The organism is Polynucleobacter sp. VK25 (assembly GCF_018687355.1).
Lineage (GTDB): Bacteria > Pseudomonadota > Gammaproteobacteria > Burkholderiales > Burkholderiaceae > Polynucleobacter.
Map to the genome: position 1 here is coordinate 1,537,749 of NZ_CP061288.1, position 20,302 is coordinate 1,558,050.

Sequence of the window (20,302 nt, forward strand, 5' to 3'; positions counted from 1 at the left end):
TAATCCAAATAGACTGGATTGATTATCAAAGTAAGGTTACGGAGGGGTTTTGATCTATATCAAAAAGGGTGGGTCATATTCAGGCTGACCCCAAAAGACAGGATTAAGAATTATTAAGTCATTGTTTTATATAGATATATAAGATAGTGATTACTAACTTATTTAGACTCTGGCGTGTCATCATCCATCAAAATGGCATGTCCTGGACCATCTAAATCATCAAATTGCCCACTTTTAATGGACCAACGCAAAATCCAGACCAAGAGACCAACCAGAACTAGCGATAAGGGGATGAGGAGAAATAGGCTTTCCATCCCTACAGTCTAAGCTTTTCGCAAACGCCAGGCATTTAAAGTCACTGCCAACGAAGAAAGTGACATCCCAATGCCAGCAACCCATGGGTTAACCAAACCCATCATTGCAGCAGGAATGGCCAACACGTTATATGCCAAGGCCCACCATAAATTTTCTTTAATGATGGTCCGAGTCTTATCTGCCAAGCGTAAAGTTTTGGCTAGAGGCTCTAGTGAGACTGCCGTCAGAATTGCGTCAGCCCCTGCTGCTGCCAATGGCGCGCCCGCGCCAACGGCAATGGAAATATCTGCACGTGCAAGTAAGGGAGCATCGTTCACACCATCCCCAATGGCCCAGACAAAACAGTCTGCTTTTTGCAAACGTTCAATGTAGTCATATTTATCTTCAGGCGCACATCCGCCTTGATAGTGATCAATGCCAACATGATTAGCCCACCAGGAAACCGTGGCATGATCATCGCCAGAAACTAAATGTAGAGCAATGTTTCTTGCCTTCACTGCTTTTAAAAACTGCTCTAACCCTGGTCTCGGAGTATCTAAAAAAATAAAGCTGGCTATTAACCCTTGTGCATCCGCTAAATGTACTTGGCCGTATTGCCCCAGCTGAGTACCCTGCTCTACACCTATCCACAGAGCGCTACCCAGTCGATAGTCGCCTGAACTTAAACCTTTGCCTAAGTGATTAATGACTGGCTCATTCAATGAAAGCAAAGAAATATTCTCAACTTCGGCAGCACGCATTAAAGAAAGTGCAAGCGGATGCTTTTGCCCTGCCTCCAAAGCTGTAGCAAGAGCTAAAGCATCTTCGCGACGATAGTCTGTACGTAAATTAATAATTTCTTGCAACTCAGGTTGGCCCATCGTTAAAGTGCCTGTTTTATCAAGCACTAAGTCGGTTGACTTTGCCAAGCCCTCCATCACGTGGCCACGCACGATCAGTAGACCTAATTTAGTAACAGCACCTTGGGCAGCCGCCATTGCAGTAGGAACTGCTAGAGACAATGCACAAGGACAACTGGCGACCAGAACAGAAACCAAAACAGTCCAGGAACGGCTAGGGTCAAAGAACAACCAAATCGCCGAAGAAACAAGTGCGCCCAATAATAAGAAAGCGACAAAATACGCTGTCCATTTTTCTGCGAGACTCACCATCACTGGTTTGGCAAGCAATGCTTGATCTAACAGAGAGGCAATTCCTGCAATGCGAGTTGATTGTCCTACCGCCTCAATTCTCATGAAAAATGGATTAAGAATGTTATGTGTACCTGCATACACAAGATCCCCAACTTTTTTCTCAACAGGCTTGGATTCACCAGTCAACAAAGATTCATCTAGAGAGCTGGCATTCTCAATTAATACGCCATCAGCTGGCACCACTTCACCAGGAGAAACGCGTAGTACTTCACCAGGATTGCAATTAACCACTGGAACAAGCTCAATCTCCTGTGATACAGGGTAATTCAATGCGCGCTCGCAAGTTGCAGGCAATTGTTTTGCTAAAGCTTCCGCCCCACCTTGCGCATCTTGCCTTGCTAATAACTCTACATATCTTGCGGCCAAAATGAACGCGACAAACATGGTGATGGAATCAAAATAACTCTGGCCTGCGCCAGTAATTAAATTAATTGTGCCCGCTATAAATGCTAAGGCCAAGGCTAAAGCAATCGGCACATCCATACCCAACATGTGAGTCTGTTTGAACGATTGAAGGCTACGCCAAGCCGCCTGAAATATTGGTCCTGCTGAGTACACCATCACTGGCACAGTCAAGCCCCAACTAGTCCAGCCTAAAAGAATCTCAAACTCAGGAGTGATGTCAGCACCAACATAAGTTGGCCATGCATACATCATGACTTGCATCATGCTCAGCATTGCCACTCCAAGACGTAGAAGCAGGCTGCGTCTTTCTTTTTTTGCTCTATCTAAGGATTGAGAAGGCTCAAATGGCCAGGCCTCGTATCCAATGCGCTCAATCTCAAAAAGCAATCTTGCTAGACTTGTTTTGTCCGGGGAAAAACGTACCATCACTTTTTGTGTGACGTAATTAATTTGTACATCTTGAACGCCGGCATTACGACGCAAGTGTTGCTCACATAACCAAACACAGGCGGCACAGCGAATTTTCTCTAAGCGCAGTGTTGTCTCAAGATCGCCTGCTTCACCATACAAACGAGTAAAGCGAGCTCTTAAGGATGGATCATCATAAGGCTTCAGCTTTTCAGGAATTTCATTGCTAGCAAGATAAGCCGCAGGCTTGTCACCAGACTGTGAACGTCTGGCATAAAACACTTCCAAGCCTTCACCATGAATTGTTTGCGCAATGGCCATGCAACCAGGGCAGCAAAATGTGTGGGGCTCGCCACCTAACTCTGCTTCGATTAACTCACCCGGAAGAATCTGGCTTGCGCAGTGATAGCAAGTCAAAGAATGCCTCTGATTAATCTGATTCATCTAATGACTCACAGACGCTTTACTGCCCCAACCTCTGCGACGCTCGTAAATAACAAACAACACCCCCCATACCACTACGGCAGCATAAGCCCATACCCAGGCAACTTGCGAAGTTTGGGAGCCCGAAATATCCAATACAAAACCAAAAATGGCGGGGCCCAATAAGCCACCACCAAAACCCATTAAAGAGTGCAAGCCCATCGCCGCACCTTTGATATTTTCTTGTGCGCTAATCACTAAGCCAGCTGTGAGCGTTGAAGAGTCTGCCATGATGAAAATAGCATGCCCAATTGCTAAAGCAACAATTAACCACCAAGAATGGCCCGTTGAGAAAGCAAATGCAATACCCAATACAGCACTAGTCAGCATCACAATACACACCCATTTTTGGCGCCCTACTTTTAGAGCAATTTCATTTCCTAATATAGATGCGGGCACACCAAAGAAATTAATTACCCCAGCTAAAGTCGTGGCTGCCAGAAAAAATTCTTCGCCAGAAGCAATCGTACAAAAAGCAAAGAAAGCAACGATCCAACTTCTAGAGGCAAACAGCTCTAAGGTATGCGCGGTATAACCAAAAATAAATCCTGAAGCATTCTTATCCTGCAAAACCAATTTCCACTTATCTACCGGGAAAATATCGTGCAAGCGAATATTGATAGATCCTTTCCACTTCTCATGTTGCAAGGCTGGAATCAATAACAAGACAATCAGAAAGGCGCTCAATGGGCCCAAGGCAATCAGGCCAAATACATACTGCCAACCAAGCGCACTCAAAATCCAACCTGAACAAAGATACGAAAATCCAGTGCCAATGCCGAAGAAGGCGGTGTAAAACGCAATATGGCGCGTTAACTCTCCAGATTGAATGCGATCTGACAAAATCTTGAGACCGGGCATGTAAGTACCGGCAAGACCCGCACCATTCAGAGCCATAAATAGGAGTGCAGTCCAAAAGTTATAAGCCAATAAGCCCATACCCAAAAGACCGCAAGTGGCAGTGAGGCCACCTATTAAATAGACCTTACGAGCATCAACACGGTCAGTTAATGCGGTAGCCAAAGGTACAGCAAGCATATAGCCAAAGAAGAAGGCACTGGCAATTAAACCTGACTGCAAATTGCTGAGATGCCACTCTGCTTGTAAAGTCGTTAATACAACGGCATAACACGCAAAGCCTAATAAAGCACAGGTTTGTGCCATGAGCATAAGAGGGGTATAACCAGCTGAACGAAAGCGCATAAATAGTCAGTAGAAACGTGAACTCATTCTACTCGCCCAGAAGGAAAGAGACCCGCTACACTATTGAAAACACCATGGAGACAGCATGAAAACTAAATCTTTGAGAGTCTACTTATTGCAGATCGGGGTCAGCACCCTTATTGGCCTTGCAAGCCCCCTAGCATTTGCAGATAGTTACCCCTCCAAACCTATTAAAGCGATTGTTCCATTTGCACCAGGAAGCACTACCGACCAGATCGGCCGCGCTTTTGCAGCAAAAATGTCTGAAACATTAGGACAGCCGGTAGTTATTGAAAATCGACCTGGCGCAAATGGCCTCATTGGTGCAGATTTTGTGGCTAAGGCTCCTGCAGATGGCTACACAATTCTTATCGGCACCAATAGTACTAATGCTGCCCTGAAAAGCTTAGTCAAAAATTTGCCCTATAACCAAGATACTGCTTTTACTCCCATTGGTTACTTTGGGTCAGCCCCGCTCATTGTTGCTGTCAATAATGATGTGCCTGTTAAGTCACTCAATGGATTTGTATCGCTAGCTAAAGCCAATCCAGGAAAAGTTACTTTTGCTTATGCGAGTACGTCACAACGTGTTTCGTCAGAAATGTTAGCGAGCTTTGCTGACATCAAAATGACTGGGGTGTCTTACAAGAGTGGGCCTAATGCAATGACTGATTTAATAGGTGGTCAAGTCAATATGTTCACATCTGACTTTGGAGTCTCCTTACCGCAGGTGCAAGCAGGAAAGATCCGAGGACTAGCTGTTACCTCATTAAAGCGCTCGCCAGTGATTCCTGAACTACCCACTGTGAATGAAGCATTAGGCACTAAAGGCTATGAGCTGATTGCTTTCTTTGCAGCGTTTGGTCCAGCAGGCATGCCAAAAGATGCCGTTCTCAAACTTAATCAAGCAATCAACAATGCAGCTAAATCAAAAGATCTTGTTGAGCGACTTTCTGCAAACGGTTTTGAAACACAACCAGGTACACCAGAGGCACTTGGACAAAAAATTAAATTAGAAACTGCGAAGTGGGCAAAGGCTATCAAAGAAGCAGGCATGGAGCCAGAGTAAGCCTGAGCTGCTTATTGCTGGCTATGCTTAGGTGAGTCCTGAAAACCGTTGGAGCGGTAAGTAAGGACCAAGGTATCTCGATAGCCATAATTCGCTAAAGGCTGAATCGGTGTAGATTCATGAATCATGCGTTGATCATTCATCAATAATAAAGACCAGGACTGCGTTAGCGTAAAGCGTAAGCCTGCAGAACCAGTAGCATCAAATATTCTGGTCTCGCCACCTTTAATGCCAGAGCGATCCAACAAGAAGACGGCCACAAAATCAACGCCATCACGATGTGCACCTTCAGGCGTTGGTCGCCCAATCCCATCAGTGGTATCTATTCGAAACTGATGGGCCTCTACAAACCACGTTTTTACAGGTTTTAGACCATTGAGGATATGGGCCAATCCGAGCAATACGGATTGCCAAGCAGGATTACTTAATAGCTCGGCCTGAATAGGCTCAAACCAACGCTCAATACCACCATGCAGCGCGTTGTAATCAAGTGATTGCCAATGTGCACGATGTGGAACTAAGGCAAGATCATCGCCCTCAATTTGATAGCTGGCATGACGCCGAAAACGATAGCGACCACCATCTTTTAAATACGGGTCGCGCGGCAAATTTTCCCAAAACTGAGTGAGGCCCTGAAGCTTAGATAGCGCAATATGACTAAACTCGGCGACAGTCTCAGCCGAAACAATGGCAAAGCCATCATTTCGCAAAGCTTGATCAATTTGCTTAAGAGGGGTCAGCGGAGGCGCAAGGCCAGCAATCGTCATGGATCTATTTTAGGTCAAGCGACGGAACTTGGTTTATTCAACTGCGTTAATCCAACTGTGCGCCAGATGCCTTCACGATCTTCGCCCACTTTACCAACTCGTCTTTTAGTAGAGAGCTCAGCTTAGCAGCAGGAACAGGGGCAAGATCCAAGCCCTGTGCGGTCAACTTTTCACGCACTTCAGCTTTAGCCATCGTCTTATCCATTGCTGCCTGCACCTTCTTCACTACATCTGGACTAACACCAGTAGGCGCAAAGATTGCTACCCAGACCTCACCCACACAATCAGGGTAAGTTTCAGCAATAGTCGGGATTTCAGGAGCGGCGCTTGATCTCTTTGCAGAACTAATAGCTATAGCTTGAAGCTTGCCGGCTTTGATGTAATTTAAGGCGGATGGCAAACTGGCAAACGCCAAAGGAACCTGTCCTCCCAAGACATCATTGATAGCTGGGGCTACACCCTTATAGGGGATATGCTGCATCTCAATACCAGCACTCGCATTTAGCATAGCGCCTAACAAGTGACTAATGGTGCCATTGCCAGCTGAGGCGTAAGACAATTCACCGGGCTTCTTCTTAGCTGCCGCAACCACATCTGCCAGCGTTTTATATGGTGAGCTTGGTGGAGAAACCAATACATAAGGAGTGGCACCAATGTAATACAAAGGCACAAAATCATTTATAGGATCAAAGCCAGGATTTTTATATAAGGAAGGATTAATGGCCTGGGCACTATTAATAGTGAGTAATAGGGTGTAACCATCTTTTGCTGAACGAGCAACACTTTGTGTACCAATATTGCCTCCAGCACCAGGCCTATTCTCAACCACAATAGAGGCACCAATCGATTCTCCAAATGCAGGCGCAATTAAACGCGCAACAATGTCATTAGTACCTCCCGCCGTCTGAGGAACCACCATCGATATTGGCTTGATAGGATAACCTTGCGCTTGGACGCCTAGGGATAAGATAGCCCCCAACATCAAAAATAGCTTATGAATTTTTTTATACATTGCGTCTCCCTAGTGAACCAAACTTAAGCGCATGCGCACTTCACCCACATGCCCCTTAAGATCATATAGCTCTTTGGCATCCAGCATGGATACCTTAATGTTACCCACTCGCCTTTCAATATCAGCCAATTCTTTAAAGTTCTTTTCTTTTAAGGCAGGATTTTGGGCATTTCTTTCAATCACCTTCAGCTCTTCATACACCTGAGCCAATTTCAAACGCAAAAAGAAATTCTTAGCAGATGGGATGTATGTAAACAATGGAATCAGAATCACCAACAACGGAATCACAATCTTCACAAAGCGACCTGCCCATACCGCCGTCCAAAATGGTAAATGACGATGCAAGAAAGAAGGCCCATCTTTTAAATAAATTTCCGCATCTACATGCAATGGGAAATCTAATCCGGCACTAGAAGGAAACTCGCCAACTTTTTGTAAGCGTGAATACGATTTCAAAATATCATACGAGGCGCTCAGTAATAGAGATACAAGAGCAGGGCTCACGTTCTCATTAGCAACCAAAGTGGCTGTTGCAGCCATTACTTGAATGTCTTGCCGCGGCTGATCATGCACAATACTTAATAAGCCTCGAGGAACGGTAACCTTGGAAAGGTAGGTGAGATTGCGGGTATAAGCATCCGCCTGATCAAAGTTCATTAAACGAATGCCTGGAATAGAGTAGAACTTTCTCAAAATAGGGGCCTCTGCAGCCGCAACCACAAATACCGCGTCTAGATCACCATTGCTTAATTTTTCAATAGCATCGTCAGGCTTTAATCTCTCGGCGCCAATCTCTTTTTCAGTAATACCACTTGCCTGCAACAAATCTTTGGCAAGCACTAAGGTACCGCTTCCTTCATTACCTATCGAAACTCGCTTGCCTTTGAGTTGACTCAATATAGTTAGCTGACTACCTTCATTTTTAAATGCACCCGGGCGATACCAAACCCAAATCGGCTCATAAAACATGCCGGCAACTGATACTAATTTTGGATACTCATCCAAATTGGCAACACCACCTTGCACCATTGCAAAACCAACGCCAGACTGGGGATTATTTAAAAGCGCAAGATTATCTAGAGTGCCGCCAGTGGAACGCACATTGAGATCTACACCCTCTTTGGCTAACTCCGCCTTGAGGCGCTCGCCAAACTGGTAGTAAAGTCCGGTAGGAAAACCAGTGGCCATTTCTATTGACTTTGGTGGCGGAGGCACCAAAACCCACAACACGCCAAAAAGGATGATTAACAGCATAAAGAATGCTGCTAGCAAAGCTACTGGGTTGTAAATTTGTCTTTTGATGAATTTCATTAAAGTCTCTATTGTTTTTTTGCATTATGCCCCGAGCATGGCATTAGGAAAAGCTTTCAAAACCAAACAGATAAATCACGATAAGATGGGGCTTTTTAGAAGCCTTAAAGACCATTATGAATTTAGCAAAAACCAAGGTTGCCCTAGTTACAGGTGCGGGAACTGGCATCGGAAAAGCCGCAGCTAAAGCCCTTCTTAAGGGGGGCTATCAAGTCGTCCTCACTGGGCGCAATTTGGATAAGCTGGAGAAAGCTATCTCTGACATAGGCGGCACTCCAAATAACTGCCTTGCAGTTTCCTGTGATGTTGGTAAACCGGATGAGGTCAAAAAACTATTTGAGGCACTTCAGAAGCAGTTTGGCCGCATTGACGTGCTTTTTAACAACGCTGGTATGGGCGCTCCTGCTATCCCCATGGAAGACCTGAGTTACGAACAGTGGATGAACGTGGTGAACGCCAATCTCTGCGGTGCGTTTCTGTGTTCGCAAGAAGCAATCCGCATGATGAAAGCGCAATCTCCACAAGGCGGCAGAATTATCAATAACGGATCAATCTCAGCGCATGCCCCACGCCCAATGTCAGCTCCCTATACCGCTACAAAACACGCCATTAGCGGTCTGACAAAAACGATTGCCCTAGATGGGCGACCATTCAATATTGCGTGCGGTCAAATCGATATCGGTAATGCCGCCACAGAAATGACTGAGCGCATGGCTGCCGGAATTATGCAGGCCGATCAATCCATCAAAGTAGAGCCACGCATGGATGTTGATCACGTAGGGGAAGCTGTATTACACATGGCGCAACTTCCACTAGAAAGCAATATTCTTTCGATGACGATTATGGCAACCAATATGCCATTTGTTGGCAGAGGGTAAGGTTTACTGTCGAACTTGGTCGACTAGTAGGCGAACATTGCTAGCGCCAACCTGAACCGTTTGCACTGTAGAGATTAAATCTCCCGCTTCAGGTTTGGCCATTCCTGTTTTAGAGATACGTACTTCGATACTCGCCTCCGATAATTGCGAGAGTGGCGCACTAGGATTCATTGCCAAAGTATCATTTAAGACAAAACTCAATGGAAAGTTTGTTGCAGCTACTTTTAAGACAGCTACTGGCATACGCTCTCCAGGCTTGCGCGCAATCACCATCACGATATCGCCTGGCTGAATCTTGGATTTAATGTCAGCCGATAGTTCAATCTTGCCGCTAATAGATTTTCTGGAAGAGGCTATGGGGGCTTGACCAGCTGCAGCACTAGCTAAGCCACCCTTAGAACGAGCCTCAGCAATCGATCCTTGGATAGCACGTGCTTCATCGGTATCAGGCGGTATTTGTTTTGCCAGCTTCTCCCAAGTCTGCACTGCGGACTTGTAATTACCAGAGCCATAAGCTGCCGTTCCAGAAAGCCAAAGCGCCATTAGATTATTGGGGTCCAGCTTAAGGGCCTGATTAATCAATTGCAAAGGCTTACCAGCAAAACTACCGTTTGCGTTAGTCGCCAGGACATCTGCATAGTCTGCTAATAACTGCGGATCAGAATCAATAAAGTTGCCTGCGCGTGCATATGCTTTGGCGGCATCCTCGTTGCGACCCAAAATTCGATAAGATCGAGCGAGCATCGCCCAACCTTTTAAGTTACTTGGATCTTTTTCCATCTTGATGGCAAATTCAGCCACCATTTTTTCAACACCCTCTTGAGTTACCGGCTTCTCAGAATTACTTTGGGCTATGCGGACAGCATCACCTAAAGAGAAATACAGCGCTGAAGATAGCAAGACAATAAAGATGCATAGGCCAATGGCAGTTTTCTTTGAGGAGCCCTCAACTTCTCGATCATCCTCTTCAATCGTGTCTTGAAAAAGACGTTGGCGCATTTCTGCATGGGCAATCTCATAATCAACAGCAGTTATCACGCCAGCAGCATGCTCGGCCTCTAATTTATCTAACTCTTCTCGGTAAATCGTGGCGTTCATCTGCCGACGTGATGTCGCCTTACTCTTCGCGGGGAAAATAAAGGGGCGCAACAGCAAGACCAAGACCAATATCAGCAGCAGAAAAGCTGGAATTAAGAAACTAGTCACTAAGTTCATCCTTCTTTCTTGTCAGCTGCGTTGAGCATCGCATCAATCTTCTGATTATCTGCAGCGGTCAGAGTGATATTGGGGACGCTGCTATTTCTGCGTCGTAAATAAGTCAATAAGCCCGCAATACCAATCAGCAAAATAACGAATGGTCCAATCCATAGCAGCCAGGTGACAGGCTTGACTGGTGGACGATACAAAACAAAATCGCCATAACGTTCAACCATAAAGTTACGAATTTGATCGTCACTCTTACCTTCTTTAATGAGTGTCCGTATTTCTCGACGCAAATCATTTGCCAAATCAGAACGTGAGCCAGCTAAAGATTCGTTTTGACATACCAAGCAACGCATTTCTTCTGAAATACTAATGAGGCGTTGCTCAGTTAAAGGATCATCTGCCAATGGTGCAGCCTCATTAGCAATAGCGCCACCTAGACTAAATACAAAAATAGCGACTAAGAAAATCGTTTTCATGATTTTTTCAGCTCACTCAGTAGAGGATAAATTTTTTGATTCAACAAATCCATCGTAAGTGGGCCGATATGTTTAAAGCGAATGATTCCGGTCTTATCAATAATGTAGGTCTCTGGAACGCCATAAACACCGTAATCAATACCAACCCGGCCATTGCCATCAAAAGCAGAGAGGGTATATGGATTACCTTGCTTAGCTAACATAGCCAAGGCATCTTCACGCTTATCTTTATAGTCCAGACCAATGACTGGTGCCATTTGCGATTTAGCCAGCTCAACCAAAACCGGATGCTCCTCGCGACAAGCCACACACCAGGATGCCCAAACATTCAGAATCCACACTTGACCCTTCATGCTTGCCGGTGAAAACGTTTTACCACCTTCGGCTAACTGAGGAATATCAAATGCTGGCGCTGGTTTGTTAATAAATGGCGAAGGCACTTCATGCGGATCGCGATTCAAGCCAATAGCCAAAAAGACAACTAAGCCTACAAACAAGAAAAGGGGAATTAAAAATTTTGCCTTCATGCAAACTTGCTCTTTAACTTCAGGCGATAACGCTTATCCGACATGGCCAACACACCTCCTAAAGCCATTAACAAGCAACCGCCCCAAATCCAATCTACAAAAGGCTTGTAGTAAACACGTACAGCCCAAGACTGATCTCCCAGCTCTTCACCAAGAGATACATAAATATCGCGAGTCAGCCCTGCATCAATTGCTGCCTCAGTCATCGGCATGGTTGAAGAGAAGTAACTTCTCTTCTCTGGATAAAGGTTAATCTGACTGCCGCCATTCTTTGATAGCAAGAATGTGCCGCGCATTGCTTGATAGTTCGGTCCACGAGCGGCATTGACACCCTGCAGCTGAATTTGATAACCCCCAACTGTTACTGTATCGCCCGCTGACATACGCACATCTTTTTCTTCTTGGTAAGCCCCCACCATCGTGACACCGATGACAAACACGGCAATACCTAAATGGGCCACTTGCATGCCAATAAAAGAACGTGTGGGCTTACCAGCTTTAGCTTGGCGAACAATTTGCATGCAGCCTGAAGCAATCACCCAGAACGCCAACATGAAGCCCATGCCTGCAAGCCAAGTAAATTGACCCATGATCAAAGGAATGGAGATGCCTGCAATTAAAGCAACCAGCCCAGCAATCCATAAACGCTTGATGATGGTTAACAAGTTACTTTGCTTCCAGCTAGCCCATGGGCCAATGCCCATCAATACCAACAACGGGACCATGATAGGAACAAATACGCTATTGAAATAAGGAGGTCCTACAGAAATCTTGCCCAAATGCAAAGCATCAATCAGCAATGGATATAAAGTACCCAGCAATACAGATCCAGCAGAAACTACCAAGAAGACATTGCCAAGCAAAATAAATGTTTCTCTAGAGCTCAGGCTAAATTTACCGCCCATTGAACTCTTGGGCGCACGCCATGCATACAGTACTAGAGATGATCCAACCACCAGGGATAAAAAGATTAGGATAAAAATGCCGCGTCGCGGATCAGTCGCAAACGCATGCACTGAAGTCAACACGCCAGAACGAACCAAGAAGGTTCCCAGCAAAGATAAAGAGAATGCGGTGATCGCCAAGAGCACAGTCCAACTCTTAAAGCCGCCACGCTTTTCAGTAACTGCTAAAGAATGCAATAAGGCAGTACCAACAAGCCACGGAATAAAAGAAGCGTTCTCAACCGGATCCCAGAACCACCAACCGCCCCAACCTAATTCGTAATAAGCCCACCAGGAACCCAGAGCAATACCGAGCGTCAGAAAAACCCAAGCGGCAGTAGTCCATGGACGTGACCAACGTGCCCATGCAGCATCTAATCTGCCTGATAACAAAGAAGCAATGGCAAATGCAAAGGCTACCGAGAAACCAACATAACCCATGTAGAGCATTGGCGGATGAAATACCAAACCAGGATCTTGCAGGAGCGGATTTAAAGAGCGGCCATCTTGAGCTGCCGGCAATAAACGTTCAAACGGATTTGAGGTGGTTAAAACAAATAACAATAAACCACTGGTAACCAAGCCCAATACGCCGATGACTCGCGCCACCATAAAATCATCTAAGGCCTTAGACAGCTGGGCAACCAAGATGGTCCAGGTGGCAAGCAAAAAAATCCACAACAAGAGCGAGCCTTCATGACCACCCCAAACTGCACCTAATCGATATATAACTGGTAGTTGTGAATTGGAATGCTCAGCAACATAGAGTACAGAGAAATCATTGACATAAAAACTCCAAGCCAATATTCCAAAGGCAATTGCAAGCAATAAGAAAACTGTTTGGGCAGCAGGCCGCGCCAAGACCAACCAGTCACGACGACCAAAGTGCGCGCCCAACAAAGGCAATACCCCTTGAATGAGGCCAATACAAAGCGCCAGAACTAATGCGTAATGCCCAAACTCAGGAATCATTTAGCGCTTCCATTGTTACTGCTATTTTTTTGGGCTTGATCTAAGGCGTGCTTAGCTTCTGGGGGCATGTAATTCTCGTCGTGCTTAGCCAAGACTTCACTAGCAATAAATTCACCATTTGCATTCATGCGGCCTTGAATCACTGCGCCCTTACCTTCTTTAAATAAATCCGGAAGAATGCCCGTATAAGCAACTGGAATAGCTTTGACTAGATCAGTGATCACAAAATGCACTGTTAGGCCATCACGCTTCAATGAGCCGTCTTTGACCATACCGCCAATTCGAAATGCTTGGCCTTGAGGGGCCTTACCTGAAGCAACTTCACTCGGGGTTACATACAAAGCAATATTGCTATTGAGCGCATTCAATATTAATAATGCAGCCACACCGATAGCAATCAGGGCTGCAACAATCATCAATGCACGTTTATGTCTAGGCTTCACTGACCAATCTCTTTATCAAACTGTTCTGCTAATTGCTCTTGCTTTAGTCTGCGAACAATCGCTTTAAATCGAGCACGTACAAGCAGGGGCTCCAATACCAACACAAGTGCACAAACACCAAAACTACTCCACACGTACAGTGCGTAGCCACCCATAGCAAAAAACTCGGAAGGGCTATTCCACATCAGCTTTTCACCTCATTTAATTGTCTCACCCAATCAGCATGGGCCTCGCGCTCCAAGATGATTGCCCTTACTCGCATTAAGGCGACTGCAATGGAGTGCATCCAAAAGCACAAAGCCATCAAAAGCATTCCCCACAGCATGGTTTGAGCCATTGCAGGTGCTTTAGTCAAGGAAACAGAAGCACCCTGATGCAAGGTATTCCACCATTTCACAGAGAAATAAATAATAGGTACGTTCACAACGCCTACCAATGCCAAAATAGCGCTTGCCTTATCAGCACGACGAGGATCGTCGATGGATGCTCGCAAAGCAATAAAGCCTAGGTAAAGAAACAAGAGAATAAGCTCTGAGGTGAGGCGTGCATCCCAGACCCACCAAGCACCCCACATAGGCTTACCCCAAAAAGCACCAGTCCACAAAGATAGGAATGCCATCCATGCACCTATTGGAGCCAGTGCTTGAGCCATCATGGCAGATAAGCGGGTATTAAAAACTAGACCTAGACCCGCCCATGCGGCCATCACTAAATAAATGAACATTGACATCCATGAGGCAGGTACATGGATAAAGATGATGCGATAGCCCTGCCCCTGAACAGCATCTACCGGTGCAACGAAAAAGCTAACCCACAAACCCGCGGCACCAAATAAAAAAGCCAGTACCCAAAAGAATGGGATGAGCTTACCCGCCACCGGGTAAAAGGTGCTGGGGCTAGATAACTTAAACCAGTTAACCAAGCGGTGATTAGAAAAATTATTTACTTGACTCATTCAATCGCAATCTTTACAGCTGCACTACTGACCCAAGGAACAAATGCTAAAGCCAAAATCAATAACGCGCCTAGCAACGAAAAATGACCTGATACATCTAAGCCAACGCTAGTTGCATAAACAGCGCCAGCACCAAAAATAAGCACAGGAATATATAAAGGCAGAATCAATAAGCTCAATAACACGCTGCCTCCTCTTACCCCCAAGGTCAGTGCTGCGCCTATGGAGCCTATCAAGGATAGCACTGGCGTACCCAATAAGAGAGTGCCCATCAGTACATATAAAGAGCTAGCATCCAGATCAAACTGAATGCCAATAACAGGAGCCAAAAGCACGAGCGGTAGGCCACATACAATCCAGTGAGCAATTATTTTTCCGGTTACTAGCAGCACCATCGGCTGGGGCGATAAAGCAAGCTGCTCTAATGTGCCATCTTGATAGTCAGCCGCAAACATACGATGTAAGCCCAACAAAGTCGATAACAAGGCTGCAACCCAGAGCACACCTGGTGCAATTTTTCGGAGTAAGGCTGCATCTGCGCCGATGCCTAGCGGAAACAAGCTAGTCACCACGACGAAAAAAAACAGGGCTGTGAGCACCTCACTCTTGCGACGCATCACTAAGAGCAAATCACGGTGGATGATGGCGAACAAGGCTTTCATAGGTCTAGCACCCTCATATGAGGAAGACTCACCTCTTGATGGCTAGTGAACACTACTAAGCCGCCTTGCTCTACATGCTCAGCGATAAGTCCCTGCAAGGCTTTGATCGCATGGGTATCAAGCGCATTGAATGGCTCATCTAAAATCCATAACTTGGCTTGGCGTGTCAACATTCGAGCCATTAGGACGCGACGCTTTTGTCCAGCTGATAAACAATTGACCGGCAAGTGCTCACGCCCACGCAAACCAAAACGCCAGAGAGCAGCTAAAGCTTTGTCGCCTGGTAAAAGAACGTCATCAAGTGCGGCATAGAGCTCCAGATTTTCTAGTGCAGTGAGATCCTCCTTTAAGGCATCCCGATGCCCCAAAAATAATAGTTCACGATGATAGGAAGAAACGTCCTTGGTAATGAGCTGGCCATTCCACAGAATCTCTCCAACCTCTGGCGTAGATAAACCTGTCAGCAGCCTTAATAGACTCGTTTTGCCAACACCGTTCTCACCACGCACGTGCAAACACTCACCACTAGAGACTGTTAAGTTGAGATCCTGAAATAAGCGTCTTTCTCCGCGCACACAACAAAGCGTGCGCGCTTCGAGCTTGAAATACGGCTTACTGGGGGAGGAGAAGGTATCGACTGTCATGAGGGTTTGCGGCTTGAATCAAGCACCCCAGGCATTGTCCAAGAGCCCCTGGGGACTGTCAAACCAGCAAAAGGTGAATTAAGGAAATATTCCCTTTCAATTCAATTACTTATGAAATTATAAACTGAGTTAAGCCAGAAAGAAAAAACCACCCAAGGGTGGTTTTCGCTATCAAATCAATTACTTAGCTCACGTCAAGATCACTTTAGACGCTTAGTAATTTCCGCAATACGCTGTCCGTAGAGTCTTGCGGTCTCTAAGTCACCCGCATTTACCTCATCGGCACTTGCATCTGAAGGGGTTTGCATCATCGCGCCAGCTGATGAGCCAACATAGTTAACGTCATCACGCTTAGCAGCTTTGGAATTGGAAGGCATTAAGCCTGTTCCAACCCACAAACCAGAATGTTGCATGGCCAAGGTAAAGAAATAGTGCAGCGTGGAATGCTTATCGCCATTCATGGTGGCTGAATTAGTAAAGCCACCAAAAACTTTATCTTTCCACTGCTGAGAGAACCATTGCTTAGAACTCGCGTCAGCAAACTTTTTAAATTGCCAGCTCACTGTACCCATATAGGTTGGTGAACCAAAAACAATCGCATCTGCTGCATTGATGGTTTCCCACTGTGCGTCAGTTAAATTCCCTTCGGCGTCAATTGCCACTAATGTAGCGTTAGCACCTTTTGCAACTGCTTCCGCTTGTTTCACTGTGTGACCATAGCCACTATGAAATACCACCGCAATTTTTGTCATCTCTTTTTCCTTAAAAATGAGTTTTTAAATATTTGAATTATTTACTTCTTTACTTCACATCTTGCATCAATGGAATATCCACCCGCACCAAATACGGTTAATAAAAATAGTCCACCAGCCATACTGAGGTTCTTCATAAACATGATGTTCTGGAGGTAGACCTGCTCTGGAGGAAAGGCCCAGAAGTTATGGAATATAAAGGCCGCCAGAATGGTGAATAAAGCTAATAGTAGGCCAGCAATACGGGCTTTATAGCCAACAATGATGGCTAAACCGCCAAGGATTTCTAAGGCAACAGTGAACCCAGCAATCACCATCGGCATTGGTAGTCCCTTGGATGCAATATAGGCAGTCACACCATCAAATCCCAAGAGTTTGGAAAAGCCTGCTGAGATAAATATGGCTGACATCAAGATTCTGGCGACTAATACCAAATATTGATTTGTTGTGTTCATACCCGCTCCTATTGATAAATTAACTTGTAAAAATTTGATTCATTAATTGCAAAGATTTTGTTATCTCTTCTAATTCACTTTTATTCAATTTGGAAAATGCTTTTTCTAAGTGCTGAAGATGCGCTGGAAATACTTTTTCAAATAAAGTCTGTCCTTCTTTTGTTAAGCCAATCATTTGACTACGTGCGTCCTCTGGATTTAATTTGCGCTCCAAAACCCCCTTTGCTTCAAGGCGCTCAAGTACGCCCGTGAGTGTTCCCTTGGTCACTAAAGTCTTTTTACCAAGCTCCTTGCATGTCATAGGCAGCTGATTTCCCAGGGTGGCAATCACATCAAACTGGGTGGTGGTCATTCCCATCGCCTTAAGATCGGGCGCTGAATACCGCTCAAATGATTGATATGCGGAAACCAGGTTACGTAAGGTAGGTAAAAAGTTCATTGGCATCACATAAAGTACTTATTAGAACTATTTTAGTACTAATACAGACTATATGCAAGATTAGGCAATAAAAAAACCCCACCTTATTGGTGGGGTTGCCTGGCGGTCAGGGTGCGGAAGTGTTTTCGAGAGTTTATTCCGGCTTAATGCCGGCACTTTTGATGATCTTGCCCCAGCGCGCAGACTCTTTCTTCTGAAATGCCCCAAATGCCTCTGGCGTCATTGCGTAAAACTTTGCGCCCTCTGACTCCAACTTCTTTTGTACTGCAGTCTGCTGCATGATTTTACTAACTTCATCATGTAACTTTTTAACGATTGCAGGTGCTGTGCCTACTGGAGCAAATAGACCAATCCAATTCTTCACATCAAAGCCCGGTAAGGTTTCGCTAATGCTTGGCAAGTCTGGCATCGATGGATCTCTCGTTGCGCCCGTAACTGCTAGACCTCGCAACTTATCGCTTTTTACATAAGGAAGAATGGTTGGCATAGTTGCAAACATGACTTGCGTTTGGCCGCCAATCAAATCCGTAATAGCGAGCGCATTTCCTTTGTAAGGGATATGCGTCATATCGACTTTAGCAGTCATCACAAAAAGTTCTCCCGCCAAATGACTGGCGGTACCAATGCCGCCTGAGCCGTAAGACACCTTTCCAGGATTTGCTTTTAAGTAGGCAATCAACTCAGGCACATTCTTTGCTGGAAGACTTGGGTTAACAGCCAATAAGCCCTCAGCATCCAGAACAAACACTACTGGTACAAAATCTTTCAGCGGGTCATAGGGCATGCTTTTGACTAAATAAGGATTCACTGCATGCGTACCGATACTACCCATGATTAAGGTGTAACCATCTGCCGGAGACTTGGCGACAAAGTCTGCCCCAATATTGCCGCCGCCGCCAGTCTTGTTTTCTACAATCACCGGCTGTCCAAACGCCTCACTTAAGCCCTGGGCAATAATTCTGGAAAAACCATCCGCAATACCGCCTGTTGCAAATGGAGAAATGATCTTGATTTGGCGATTGGGATAACTACCGGTTTGGGCATTTGCAAAATGACAAACTAATAATCCGAGCAATACGCTCAAGGTGAAAACGATTTTTTTCATATTATTTTTCTACAGAGTTTGATGTATGGGTGCAGCAGCTAAACCTTGTACTTGGTACTGTCGAATTAAATCCGTCACCAAACCACTGCGAATGAATTCTTCAACACAAGCATTTAAAAAAGTGATGGCCTCTAAGTTAGATTTCTCAGTTGCAATGCCCTGCTGAATCCCGGTGAACTGACCATCCAATATACGCAAGCCTGGATGTTTTTTAGCAAAAGCAACTAAGCCCATCTTAAGACCAGCTAATGCATCTAGACGCTCGCTGATAAAAAGTTCATTGCTCGCCTGAATACTATCAGCGTGAACTAATGTGGCATATTTCAAATTACGCTGCAACCAAAGATCGTATGCGCCCTTGAAAAAGGAGGCAATGCGCACGCCAGGTTGATCCACCTGGGTAATATCCTGAATTGGTGAGTCGGCAGACACCAAGTAAGTTGCCTCCAACTCAGCATAAGCAGGTGTAAAAGTAATCTTTTGAGCGCGTGCTGGGTCTGAGCCCACCAAAACAATGCCGCACTTACCAGAAGCCGCAGCATCCACAACCTGATCTTGAGTTTCATAGCCCGTTAGCTCCAAACTCACATCTAGGCGCTTTGCAATTGCGCGGCAAATGTCTGGAGCTATTCCAGTAGGCTCACCCGAAGAACTGCGGCCCGTCACTAATAAGAAGTTGCCAAGATATACAGCAGCAGAAAGAACGCCGTGAGGGGCGAGTTGCGCCCTCACCGCTTCAGAAATTGAATTCAAAAGAACCTTCGATGTTGATGAAGTGGAAACTATTAGAACTGAACAGTTTCGCCTTCAGTCATTGGGATGATTTTGATATTGCTACCCTTCATAGCCGCTTGGAACTCAGCCAAAGTACCTTTTGCCATGGGATTAGAGTTGTAGTGCATCGGTATGACCATCTTTGGTTTAACCCAAGTACGCAAGGCAAACGCAGCATCATCAGGTGCCATTGTGAAATTGCCACCAATTGGAATCATGACTAGATCTGGCTTGTAGTGCTCGCTAATAAATTTCATATCGCCAAATAAACCGGTGTCACCCATGTGCCAAATCTTGAACCCATTCTCTAACTCTATGATGAAACCCATGGCCTCTCCCGCGGGATGAGACTCCATTTTTTCTGTGGCAGGATTCTTCCAAACTAATATCGATGAATGCTCAGCCTGCACCGCTGTAACCTTAATTCCAGGAGACGGCGTAACGCGGCCCGTTTTATTAAAACGATGACCTAAATCTGCCGGTAGCACGCCTAAAGTAGTTAGGGGGGTAATCATGTCTGCCGGACCATATAGCTTGATGTTATTCATCTTCGCTAAAGTCGGAGCATCACCAATATGATCAACGTGTGCATGAGTCACCAACAGCACATCAATCGGACCAATCGCAGCTAAATCATTCTTATAGATTGGCGGCGTCTTAGGTCCACCAGTAATCCAGGGGTCGATCAAAATCATTTTTCCCTGAGGCGATTTGATGCGAAAGCTTGCTTGTCCAAGCCATAGCGCTTCGGTCTTACCTTGAGCTCCTGCGGGCGCAGCATTCTGCGCGCTACTGATTGTCGAGGCTGAAGCTAGAACTGCTGTGAGTAATAGGCCCAAACTACCCTTAGTTAAAAAGCTTTTCATTAGCGCGTCTCCTGATTATCGTAATAATCCAGAAACTA

The 20,302-nt window shown here is 45.5% G+C and carries 23 protein-coding genes; 2 read left to right on the forward strand and 21 right to left on the reverse strand.

What is annotated here, in order from left to right:
• Positions 1-158: 158 nt before the first annotated feature.
• Genes ccoS through AOC21_RS07750 form a run of 3 tightly spaced genes read right to left on the reverse strand, consistent with a single transcriptional unit; the run spans position 159 to position 4,007 of the window.
• Positions 159-314, reverse strand: coding sequence for a cbb3-type cytochrome oxidase assembly protein CcoS (gene ccoS / locus AOC21_RS07740; protein WP_215391425.1), 156 nt, complete (start codon positions 312-314; stop codon positions 159-161).
• 9 nt (positions 315-323) lie between these two features.
• Positions 324-2,765, reverse strand: coding sequence for a heavy metal translocating P-type ATPase (locus AOC21_RS07745; protein ID WP_251371485.1), 2,442 nt, complete (start codon positions 2,763-2,765; stop codon positions 324-326).
• On the reverse strand, positions 2,766-4,007 hold the full coding sequence (locus tag AOC21_RS07750; RefSeq protein ID WP_215391426.1) for an MFS transporter: 1,242 nt from the start codon (positions 4,005-4,007) through the stop codon (positions 2,766-2,768).
• A gap of 85 nt (positions 4,008-4,092) precedes the next feature.
• Between AOC21_RS07750 and AOC21_RS07755 the strand changes: the two genes are divergently transcribed.
• Entirely contained in the window at positions 4,093-5,076 is a 984-nt protein-coding gene (locus AOC21_RS07755; RefSeq protein WP_215391427.1) for a tripartite tricarboxylate transporter substrate binding protein, read from the forward strand.
• Between the two features lie 11 nt (positions 5,077-5,087).
• Here AOC21_RS07755 and AOC21_RS07760 read toward each other — a convergent pair whose 3' ends face one another.
• The 3 genes from AOC21_RS07760 to AOC21_RS07770 are packed head-to-tail and all read right to left on the reverse strand — an operon-like array spanning position 5,088 to position 8,166.
• Positions 5,088-5,843 carry a 2OG-Fe dioxygenase family protein gene (locus AOC21_RS07760; RefSeq protein ID WP_215391428.1) on the reverse strand — a complete coding sequence of 252 codons (756 nt, stop codon included), beginning with the start codon at positions 5,841-5,843 and terminating at the stop codon, positions 5,088-5,090.
• A gap of 46 nt (positions 5,844-5,889) precedes the next feature.
• Positions 5,890-6,855 (reverse strand): tripartite tricarboxylate transporter substrate binding protein, encoded by a 966-nt coding sequence (locus tag AOC21_RS07765; RefSeq protein ID WP_215391429.1) that lies wholly within the window; start codon positions 6,853-6,855, stop codon positions 5,890-5,892.
• Positions 6,856-6,864: 9 nt separating this feature from the next.
• A complete protein-coding gene (locus AOC21_RS07770; protein ID WP_215391430.1) occupies positions 6,865-8,166 on the reverse strand; it encodes a TAXI family TRAP transporter solute-binding subunit in 1,302 nt (433 codons plus the stop codon).
• Positions 8,167-8,282: 116 nt separating this feature from the next.
• Here AOC21_RS07770 and AOC21_RS07775 point away from each other — a divergent pair, with 116 nt between their 5' ends.
• Positions 8,283-9,044 carry an SDR family oxidoreductase gene (locus AOC21_RS07775; protein WP_215391431.1) on the forward strand — a complete coding sequence of 254 codons (762 nt, stop codon included), beginning with the start codon at positions 8,283-8,285 and terminating at the stop codon, positions 9,042-9,044.
• A 3-nt stretch (positions 9,045-9,047) separates the two neighbouring features.
• On the opposite strand, the gene ccmI is transcribed toward AOC21_RS07775, so the two are convergent.
• The 15 genes from ccmI to AOC21_RS07850 form a co-directional block, all read right to left on the reverse strand.
• On the reverse strand, positions 9,048-10,259 hold the full coding sequence (gene ccmI / locus AOC21_RS07780; RefSeq protein ID WP_215391432.1) for a c-type cytochrome biogenesis protein CcmI: 1,212 nt from the start codon (positions 10,257-10,259) through the stop codon (positions 9,048-9,050).
• Positions 10,256-10,726, reverse strand: a complete 471-nt coding sequence (locus tag AOC21_RS07785; protein ID WP_215391433.1) for a cytochrome c-type biogenesis protein — start codon at positions 10,724-10,726, stop codon at positions 10,256-10,258. The genes ccmI and AOC21_RS07785 overlap by 4 nt, the downstream gene beginning before the upstream one ends.
• Positions 10,723-11,253 carry a DsbE family thiol:disulfide interchange protein gene (locus AOC21_RS07790; RefSeq protein WP_215391434.1) on the reverse strand — a complete coding sequence of 177 codons (531 nt, stop codon included), beginning with the start codon at positions 11,251-11,253 and terminating at the stop codon, positions 10,723-10,725. Before AOC21_RS07790 ends, AOC21_RS07785 begins: the two co-directional genes overlap by 4 nt.
• Entirely contained in the window at positions 11,250-13,169 is a 1,920-nt protein-coding gene (locus AOC21_RS07795) for a heme lyase CcmF/NrfE family subunit (RefSeq protein ID WP_215391435.1), read from the reverse strand. Before AOC21_RS07795 ends, AOC21_RS07790 begins: the two co-directional genes overlap by 4 nt.
• Positions 13,166-13,612, reverse strand: a complete 447-nt coding sequence (gene ccmE, locus AOC21_RS07800) for a cytochrome c maturation protein CcmE (protein WP_215391436.1) — start codon at positions 13,610-13,612, stop codon at positions 13,166-13,168. The genes AOC21_RS07795 and ccmE overlap by 4 nt, the downstream gene beginning before the upstream one ends.
• Positions 13,609-13,797 (reverse strand): heme exporter protein CcmD, encoded by a 189-nt coding sequence (gene ccmD / locus AOC21_RS07805; RefSeq protein ID WP_215391437.1) that lies wholly within the window; start codon positions 13,795-13,797, stop codon positions 13,609-13,611. Before ccmD ends, ccmE begins: the two co-directional genes overlap by 4 nt.
• The gene (gene ccmC, locus AOC21_RS07810; RefSeq protein WP_215391438.1) at positions 13,797-14,567 is read right to left on the reverse strand and encodes a heme ABC transporter permease CcmC; all 771 of its coding nucleotides are present in this window, start codon (positions 14,565-14,567) and stop codon (positions 13,797-13,799) included. Before ccmC ends, ccmD begins: the two co-directional genes overlap by 1 nt.
• The gene (gene ccmB / locus AOC21_RS07815; protein WP_215391439.1) at positions 14,564-15,229 is read right to left on the reverse strand and encodes a heme exporter protein CcmB; all 666 of its coding nucleotides are present in this window, start codon (positions 15,227-15,229) and stop codon (positions 14,564-14,566) included. The genes ccmC and ccmB overlap by 4 nt, the downstream gene beginning before the upstream one ends.
• Positions 15,226-15,873, reverse strand: a complete 648-nt coding sequence (gene ccmA / locus AOC21_RS07820; protein WP_215391440.1) for a cytochrome c biogenesis heme-transporting ATPase CcmA — start codon at positions 15,871-15,873, stop codon at positions 15,226-15,228. The genes ccmB and ccmA overlap by 4 nt, the downstream gene beginning before the upstream one ends.
• Before the next feature lie 200 nt (positions 15,874-16,073).
• The gene (locus tag AOC21_RS07825) at positions 16,074-16,625 is read right to left on the reverse strand and encodes a flavodoxin family protein (RefSeq protein WP_215391441.1); all 552 of its coding nucleotides are present in this window, start codon (positions 16,623-16,625) and stop codon (positions 16,074-16,076) included.
• Between the two features lie 41 nt (positions 16,626-16,666).
• Positions 16,667-17,080 carry a DoxX family protein gene (locus AOC21_RS07830; protein ID WP_215391442.1) on the reverse strand — a complete coding sequence of 138 codons (414 nt, stop codon included), beginning with the start codon at positions 17,078-17,080 and terminating at the stop codon, positions 16,667-16,669.
• A gap of 19 nt (positions 17,081-17,099) precedes the next feature.
• Positions 17,100-17,525: a MarR family winged helix-turn-helix transcriptional regulator gene (locus AOC21_RS07835; protein WP_371817786.1), complete on the reverse strand. Its 426-nt coding sequence runs from the start codon at positions 17,523-17,525 to the stop codon at positions 17,100-17,102.
• Positions 17,526-17,652: 127 nt separating this feature from the next.
• The gene (locus tag AOC21_RS07840; RefSeq protein ID WP_215391444.1) at positions 17,653-18,624 is read right to left on the reverse strand and encodes a tripartite tricarboxylate transporter substrate binding protein; all 972 of its coding nucleotides are present in this window, start codon (positions 18,622-18,624) and stop codon (positions 17,653-17,655) included.
• A gap of 9 nt (positions 18,625-18,633) precedes the next feature.
• Positions 18,634-19,377, reverse strand: a complete 744-nt coding sequence (locus tag AOC21_RS07845; protein ID WP_215391445.1) for a transporter substrate-binding domain-containing protein — start codon at positions 19,375-19,377, stop codon at positions 18,634-18,636.
• 32 nt (positions 19,378-19,409) lie between these two features.
• A complete protein-coding gene (locus AOC21_RS07850) occupies positions 19,410-20,264 on the reverse strand; it encodes a metal-dependent hydrolase (RefSeq protein ID WP_215391446.1) in 855 nt (284 codons plus the stop codon).
• Between the last annotated feature and the right edge of the window lie 38 nt (positions 20,265-20,302).